This is a genomic window from Acinetobacter sp. 228 (assembly GCF_048147885.1).
The window spans coordinates 1-2607 of the sequence record NZ_JAYWYV010000052.1 but is presented as its reverse complement, the minus strand read 5'-3'; the positions used below and the strand labels follow the sequence as shown (position 1 = coordinate 2607).

The 2607-nt window shown below is 39.5% G+C and carries 3 protein-coding genes; 1 reads left to right on the top strand and 2 read right to left on the bottom strand.

What is annotated here, in order from left to right; genetic code table 11:
- Positions 1–213: phosphoenolpyruvate carboxykinase domain-containing protein (locus tag VXQ92_RS15620; protein ID WP_416682415.1), on the top strand; the 213-nt coding region annotated here is incomplete at its 5' end.
- Between the two features lie 41 nt (positions 214–254).
- Here VXQ92_RS15620 and glpD read toward each other — a convergent pair.
- Together glpD and VXQ92_RS15610 are read right to left on the bottom strand one after the other, a co-directional pair.
- On the bottom strand, positions 255–1772 hold the full coding sequence (gene glpD, locus VXQ92_RS15615; protein ID WP_416682413.1) for a glycerol-3-phosphate dehydrogenase: 1518 nt from the start codon (positions 1770–1772) through the stop codon (positions 255–257).
- Between the two features lie 154 nt (positions 1773–1926).
- A partial coding sequence (locus VXQ92_RS15610) for an FGGY-family carbohydrate kinase (RefSeq protein ID WP_416682412.1) occupies positions 1927–2607 on the bottom strand: 681 nt, incomplete at its 5' end.

Below are 2607 nucleotides of genomic sequence, written 5' to 3'. Positions count from 1 at the left end.
ATCGGTTTTGTTCCAACATATGAAGACTTGAATTGGGAAGGTACTGAGTTCACTAAAGAACAATTTGACCTCATCACAAATCAAGATAAAGACCAGTGGGTTACTGAAATTGAAAGCCACACTGAGTTATTCAATAAACTTGGCGAACGCTTACCTAAGGCATTAAAAGAACGTCAAGCAGCTTTACTTGAAGCTGTAAAAACTGGCTTCTAATTGCTCTATATAAAAAAGGTCGCCATGTGCGACCTTTTTTATTATGCGGCATCATCTTTTAATCGACGTTCTGATAAATAAGCTTCTAAAACTTTTACCTGTTTTTCATCAAATGCCAAACCTAATTTAGATCTGCGCCAAAGTATATCTTCTGCTGCGTGAGCCCATTCATATTCACACAAATATCTGACTTCACACTCAAACAAATCATGGCCAAAATGTTGACCCAATTGTTCTATAGCATTTCGCTCTTTAAGCATATTCCACACTCTTGTGCCATATGCATGAGCCCAACGGTTGGCAAGTGAGTCAGAAATTCCACTTACACGTGTTTTAATCTGATTGATTAAATCCTCTAGGGTTGTCCAGTTTTCGGCGCCAGGTAATGCTTCATCTGCAGTCCACTCCTCTGCCATGTCATTAAAAAACGGAGCCAGATGCTCTAAAGCAGCCTCGGCTAACTTTCGGTAAGTTGTAATCTTGCCCCCAAACACTGAGAGCAATGGTGTGGTTTTATCTTCTGCCTGTAGAGCCAAAGTATAGTCGCGTGTAATTGCAGATGGATTATCCGACTCATCATCACATAAAGCACGCACACCCGAGTACTGACTTACAATATCAGCTCGCGTCAACTGCTTTTTAAAATGTGAATTTGTCACTGTCAAAAGGTAATCGATTTCCACATCAGTAATCTCTACTTTTTGTGGATCACCTGTGTATTCCTGATCTGTTGTACCAATGAGGGTATATTTTTCTAAATAAGGAATTGCAAAAACGATCCGTCGATCTTCGTTTTGCATAATAAAGGCCTTATGGCAGTCATATAATTTTGGCACAACAATATGACTTCCTTGTATAAGCCTAATTTGATAAGGTGAACTTAAGTTCAGGTTTTCACTAATAATTTCTTCAACCCAAGGTCCCGCCGCATTTACAATAGCTTTCGCACGTATCTGATAAAACTCAGCTCCGCTTTGTAACTCCAGATGCCACAACTCCTGTTGTCTATAAGCCTTAACACAACGCGTACGTGTAAAGACTTTTGCCCCTTTCTCTTTAGCTTGTAGTGCATTTAACACCACAAGACGCGCATCATCTACAGTACAGTCAGAATATTCAAAACCACGTGTTATCGCTGGTTTTAAAGGGCTATCTTCTTTGAAATAAATGAGATTTGATCCTAATAATTTTTCTCGTTTTCCCAAATGATCATAAAAAAACAGCCCAGCACGAATCAACCATGCAGGGCGTAAATGTGGTCGATGAGGCATAATAAAGCGCATGGGTTTAATAATATGTGGTGCTTTAGCTAGCAATACTTCACGCTCTGCTAATGCTTCTCTGACCAGCCTGAATTCTTTATGTTCTAAATAACGTAGGCCGCCATGAATTAATTTGCTGCTAGCAGATGAGGTATGGCTGGCTAAATCATCTTTTTCACATAAAAATACCGATAATCCGCGCCCTGCTGCATCATTGGCAATACCAACACCATTAATACCGCCACCAATTACAGCAATATCATATATTTTTGAATAATCATTAGGTTGTACTTTCATTTCTCATGTTCTTTTTATTGTTGATCTTATAAAAATTAAAACATCAAATTGATGAAACAACAATCAAAAAAGTAGAATAATCAATTTTGCATCCTCTAGCATTTAACTATCCATTGACTACCCTACTATTGAATTCAACTAGTTAAGAAAAAGCTCAATCCTCTGCCCAATTTTGGCTACGCTTAACTGCTTTTAGCCAACCTTTATAAATGAGTTCAGCTTGTTCAGAAGGCATTTTCGGTTCAAATACCTTTTCTATGGCAGATTTATTTCTTAACTCATGAAGATCTTGCCAAAAACCAGTGGCCAACCCTGCCAGGAAAGCTGCACCCAATGCTGTAGTTTCTTTCATTATTGGACGCTCTACCGGTGTCGTTAAAATATCGGCCTGAAATTGCATCAAGAAATTATTTTCCGTTACTCCTCCATCAACACGGAGTGTACGAAGCTCTTCTTCTGCATCTTGTTGCATGGCATCTAAAACATCTCGAGTTTGAAAGGCTATAGACTCTAGAGTTGCGCGGATAATATGTTCAATACTAGCCCCACGTGTCAGACCAAAAATTGCGCCGCGTGCTGTCGGGTCCCAATATGGTGCTCCTAATCCGGTAAAAGCAGGTACTACATATACACCATTATTATCCTTTACACGTGTTGCATAAAGCTCGGAATCCTTAGCATTCTTAATAACCTTTAATTCATCACGTAACCACTGTACGCAAGAACCACCGTTAAATACGGCACCCTCTAAAGCATAGTTCACCTCACCACTCGCACCACAGGCAATAGTTGTGAGTAATCCATGCTCTGAACGGACAAGCTTTTTACCCGTATT

Excerpts from the sequence above, each read along its gene's own strand:
- glpD (WP_416682413.1), bottom strand. The coding sequence starts at position 1,772 with ATGAAAGTACAACCTAATGATTATTCAAAAATATATGATATTGCTGTA.